Origin of the sequence: Streptomyces murinus, assembly GCF_002154555.1 — a bacterium.
GTDB classification, from domain to species: Bacteria; Actinomycetota; Actinomycetes; order Streptomycetales; family Streptomycetaceae; genus Streptomyces; species Streptomyces murinus.
In genome coordinates, this window is record NZ_MUNF01000926.1 from 1 (window position 1) to 4,394 (window position 4,394).

Annotated in this window: 4 protein-coding genes and 1 pseudogene; 1 reads left to right on the forward strand and 4 read right to left on the reverse strand. The window is 72.9% G+C overall.

Going from position 1 to position 4,394, the window contains the following annotated elements; translation table 11 throughout:
- Nucleotides 1-211: 211 nt before the first annotated feature.
- Nucleotides 212-965: pseudogene (locus CCN72_RS36650) on the reverse strand (ABC transporter ATP-binding protein).
- Nucleotides 966-1,115: 150 nt separating this feature from the next.
- Here CCN72_RS36650 and CCN72_RS36655 point away from each other — a divergent pair.
- Nucleotides 1,116-1,904, forward strand: coding sequence for a hypothetical protein (locus CCN72_RS36655; RefSeq protein ID WP_086812639.1), 789 nt, complete (start codon nucleotides 1,116-1,118; stop codon nucleotides 1,902-1,904).
- Nucleotides 1,905-1,973: 69 nt separating this feature from the next.
- Here CCN72_RS36655 and CCN72_RS36660 read toward each other — a convergent pair whose 3' ends face one another.
- From CCN72_RS36660 to CCN72_RS36670, 3 genes are all read right to left on the reverse strand, one after another.
- Nucleotides 1,974-2,213: a chaplin gene (locus CCN72_RS36660; protein ID WP_085564085.1), complete on the reverse strand. Its 240-nt coding sequence runs from the start codon at nucleotides 2,211-2,213 to the stop codon at nucleotides 1,974-1,976.
- Between the two features lie 171 nt (nucleotides 2,214-2,384).
- Nucleotides 2,385-3,026, reverse strand: a complete 642-nt coding sequence (locus tag CCN72_RS36665; protein ID WP_086812640.1) for a response regulator — start codon at nucleotides 3,024-3,026, stop codon at nucleotides 2,385-2,387.
- The gene (locus tag CCN72_RS36670) at nucleotides 3,019-4,164 is read right to left on the reverse strand and encodes a GAF domain-containing sensor histidine kinase (protein ID WP_086812641.1); all 1,146 of its coding nucleotides are present in this window, start codon (nucleotides 4,162-4,164) and stop codon (nucleotides 3,019-3,021) included. Before CCN72_RS36670 ends, CCN72_RS36665 begins: the two co-directional genes overlap by 8 nt.
- Nucleotides 4,165-4,394 lie beyond the last annotated feature (230 nt).

The following is a 4,394-nucleotide window of genomic DNA, read 5'->3' on the forward strand; positions in this document are numbered from 1 at the left end:
CCGAGCGCGGCCGCGCCGACGAGCCACCACACCCATGCGTCGATGTCGTTCACGTGGTCATCGTAGGGCCACGATCGGGCGGCGGACAGGGCGCGTTGAGGACCCCGACGGGTTTGCGCGAGGGTCCCGGCGGGGTCCCGGCGAGGTGGGATCGGGGTGAGGTCGGGGTGGGGTCACGGACGGCCGGGGGCGGCCTGGGGTGCCGGTGGGGTCAGGACAGCGGCAGGCCGTGGGCGGTCCAGCGGTCGCCGACCTGCTCGACCACGAGCGGGAGGCCGAAGCAGCGGGAGAGGTTGCGGGAGGTCAGCTCCAGCTCGATCGGGCCGGCGGTGAGGACCTTGCCCTGACGGATCATCAGGACGTGGGAGAAGCCGGGGGCGATCTCCTCGACATGGTGGGTGACCATGATCATCGAGGGCGCGATGGGGTCGCGGGCGAGCCGGCCGAGGCGGCNNGTCCAGGAGCAGCAGCTCGGGGTCGCTCATCAGGGCGCGGGCGATGAGGGTGCGCTTGCGCTCGCCCTCGGAGAGGGTGCCGAAGCGGCGGTCGAGGTAGTCGCTCATGCCGAGGCGGTCGAGGAAGGCGCGGGCACGCTGCTCGTCCACGTCCTCGTACTCCTCGTTCCAGGCGGCGGTCATGCCGTAGGCGGCGGTGAGGACCGTCTGGAGAACCGTCTGGCGCTTGGGGAGCTTCTCGGCGAGGGCGATGCCGGCCACGCCGACGCGGGGGCGCAGCTCGAAGACGTCGGTGCCGGGCTTGCCCAGGGTCTCCCCGAGGATGGTGACGGAGCCCGTGGTGGGGTAGAGGTAGCTGGAGGCGACGTTCAGGAGGGTGGTCTTGCCGGCGCCGTTGGGGCCGAGGATGACCCAGCGTTCGCCCTCCTTCACCGACCAGGAGACCTGGTCCACCAGAGCCCGGCCCTCACGGACCACGGATACGTCCTGAAGCTCCAGAACATCGCTCATGAGCGCGTTGTCTCCCCTTGCAGTGTGGCCGGTCTCGGCTGTCGCGTACGCCTGTGGCGCGGTCCGCCGCGCCGGTGGGCACGGCCCTTATGAAATCTACGCCACCGGTGCGCCGGTCCATTCCATCGGTCCGGTCCTTAGGGTGGGGGCATGCTCACGGAACCGCGTTCAGGACGCCTTGCCTCATGGGGAAATGCCCTTTTGGCCGGACTTGTCTCGCCGGATGACGCCGCGCTCGCCATTGTGGGTGACGACGCCGTGCACCGGGTGGCCGGGCTGCCCGGGGAGGCGGCGCCGGTGGGACTGACGCTCGCGCTGGGGCGGCTGCGGACGCTGGGGGCGACGGGGCTGCGGGTGGCGCTGCCGGCGCCCGGCCATCCGCTGGGGCTGAGCGGCCCGCCGGAGTTCAACGCGCGGGCGCTGGACGCGGCGGAGGCGGTGGTCTGCTTCGGCACCGCGTTCGGGCTGGTGCCCGAGGTGTCCGAGGCCGGGCCCGCGGGTGATGTGCATGTCGAGGTGGTCTGGCACGCCCTGCCGGTGCGCGAGGCCCCGCCCGCGGACGTGCCCTCCCTGGGCGAGGCGGAGCGCGAGCTGGCGGAGGCCCTGCGGGATGCCACGGCGGTGCTGGCCCGCCTGGACGTGGCCGCCTCGGGCCCGGTGGCCGAGGCCGCGATCGACGCGTACCGGGCGCGGGCGGAGGCCGGCCGCGAGGTCCTGGCCCCGGGCTATCCGCCCCGCGCGGCCCGGGTCCTGGAGCTGGCGCAGCGCATCACCCTGCTGATCGCCCTCGCGCACGACCACGGCCACGGGGCCGCGGTGACCGCCTCGGAGATGGCGGCGCGCACCCAGGCGCTGCGCCCGGTGGAGCGGACGGCGCGGCGGGCGCAGGTGGCGGCGTACAACTCGATGGTGGAGGAGCGGGAGCGCGGGGTGAGGTGAGCTCCGGGGCCGGACAAAGGGGCGGGCCCCCCGGTGGATCCGGGGGGCCCGCGCCGCGGTCGAGATGCCTCAGTGGTTGAGGCCGACGTTGCCGAAGGCCGGGTTCAGCACGCCGATGACGTCGATGCTGTCACCGGTCACGTTGACCGGGACGTGGATCGGCGCCTGGATGGCGTTGCCCGAGACGACGCCCGGGGAGTTCACGGCCGCGCCGCCGGCCTCGCTCTGGGCGGAGGCCAGGCCGGCACCGGCGGCCAGCAGGCCACCGGCCACCATCGTCACGGCCGCTGCCTTCTTCAGGTTCTTCACTTTCAAACCCCTCTTGGACGTTCACCACGGCGGTTCTCCGTGGCACGCACTGGAGAACGGCGGAGATCGCCTAGGGATGCGCCATCCGGGTGACATTCCCACGACGGTATGAATCTCAGTCCGGAACGGGGCTTCTGGGGGGAACCGGCGTACGGCGTCCGTACGGACGTTTCAGCCGGCCACCCCGTGTCGTACGGCCCACAGCGCGGCCTGGGTGCGGTCGGCGAGGTCGAGCTTCATCAGGATGTTGGAGACGTGCGTCTTGACGGTCTTCTCGGAGAGCACCAGCGCACGGGCGATCTCCCGGTTGGAGCGGCCGTCGGCGATCAGCCCGAGCACCTCGCGCTCCCGATCGGTGAGCGAACTCCCCCGGCCCTGACCGGAGTTGGCCTCCTCCTGGGACAGCAGCGCGCCCGCCACCTCGGGCTGGAGCAGGATGTGCCCGGCGTGCACGGAGCGGATGGCGCCGGCGAGGGCGTCCGGGTCCACGTCCTTGTACACATACCCGGCGGCGCCCGCGCGCAGGGCCGGTACGACCGTGCGCTGCTCGGTGAAGCTGGTGACGATCAGCACCCGTGCGGGGTTGTCGAGTTCGCGCAGCCTGCGCAGGGCGTCGATGCCGTCCATGCCCGGCATCTTGACGTCCATGAGGACGACGTCGGGCCGCAGTTCCTCGGCGCGGGCCACGCCTTCCGCACCGTCGGCCGCCTCGCCGACGACCACTATGTCCTCCTGCACCTCCAGGAAGGTGCGCAGGCCCCGGCGGACGACCTGGTGGTCGTCGACGAGCAGCACCTTGATGGGCTCAGCCACCGGGGACCTCCAGTTCGATCGTGGTGCCCTTGCCGGGCACCGAATCCACGGTCAGCGTGCCGCCGACCCCGCTCGCCCGGTCCCGCATCGAGACCAGTCCGAGGTGGCGCCCGGCGCGGCCGACCGCGGCCGGGTCGAAGCCGGTGCCGTCGTCGCTGATCCGCAGCACCGCTCCGGGGCCGCGCCGCTGCACGCTCACATCGACGCGCTCCGCGTCCGCGTGGCGCAGCGCGTTGTGCAGGGCCTCCTGGGCGACCCGGAGCACGGCCTCCTCCTGGGCTGCGGGCAGTGCGCGGTAGCCGACGCCGGTGAAGGTGACACGGGCGGTGTGGGCGCGGTCGAGAACCTGGATCTGGGTGCGCAGGGTGGCGATCAGACCGTCCTCGTCCAGTGCGGCGGGCCGCAACTCCACGACGGCGGCCCGCAGTTCCTCGGCGGCTTCGGCGGCGAGCGCGGCGACCTGGTGGAGTTCGCCCTTGGCGCGGGCCGGGTCGCGGTCGACGAGGGCGGCGGCGGCCTGGGCGGTCAGGCGCAGCGAGAACAGCTTCTGGCTGACCGCGTCGTGCAGTTCATGGGCGAGCCGGGAGCGCTCCTCGGCGATGGTGAGTTCGCGGCTGCGCTCGTACAGGCGGGCGTTGGTGAGGGCTATCGCGGCGTGCTGCGCGAGGAGGGCGAGCAGTTCCTCGTCCTCCTGGGTGAAGCCGCAACTTCCTTCCGGCTTGGGGCAGTTCTTGTTCGCCAGGAACAGGGCGCCGATGGTCTCGTCGCCGTCGCGGATGGGCAGGCCGAGGAAGTCGACGAGGTCGGGGTGGGCGTCGGGCCAGCCCTCGAAGCGGGGGTCCTTGCGTACGTCGGCGAGGCGTTCGGGGCGGGCCTCGTGCAGCATCGCGGCGAGGACGCCGTGCTGGCGGGGCAGCGGGCCGATCGCCTTCCACTGGGCGTCGCTGACGCCGTCCACGACGAACTGGGCGAAGCCCCCGTGGTCGTCGGGGACGCCGAGGGCGGCGTACTGCGCGTCGAGGAGTTCGCGGGCGGAGGCGACGATCGTCTTCAGGACGTCGCGCATCTCCAGATGCCTGCTCATGGCCAGCAACGCGGAACTCACCGCGGCGAGGCCGGACCGGGGGCGGTGGCTCATGCCCTCACGGTACCGGCGGGGCACGCCGGCGCGGATCGGACCGCCGAAGGCCCGGCGCCGTCCGCTGGTCCTAGGGCCTGTCTGACAATTCCCGTCGTCGCCCGGAGGGCGGCCGCGCGGCGTCAGGTGCGTGCTCTCGGGGTGCCGGGCGTAGGCCCTCGTACTGGACGTACTTGGGTCTGCGCCCGGTGCCGCGAGAGTGCGTGCATGGCGTCGCGCGGCAGACGGGA

What these genes read in the sequence shown, in the direction of transcription:
- CCN72_RS36655 (WP_086812639.1), top strand. Translation starts at nt 1,116, where the DNA reads ATGCTCACGGAACCGCGTTCAGGACGCCTTGCCTCATGGGGAAATGCC.
- CCN72_RS36670 (WP_086812641.1), bottom strand. Translation starts at nt 4,164, where the DNA reads ATGAGCCACCGCCCCCGGTCCGGCCTCGCCGCGGTGAGTTCCGCGTTG.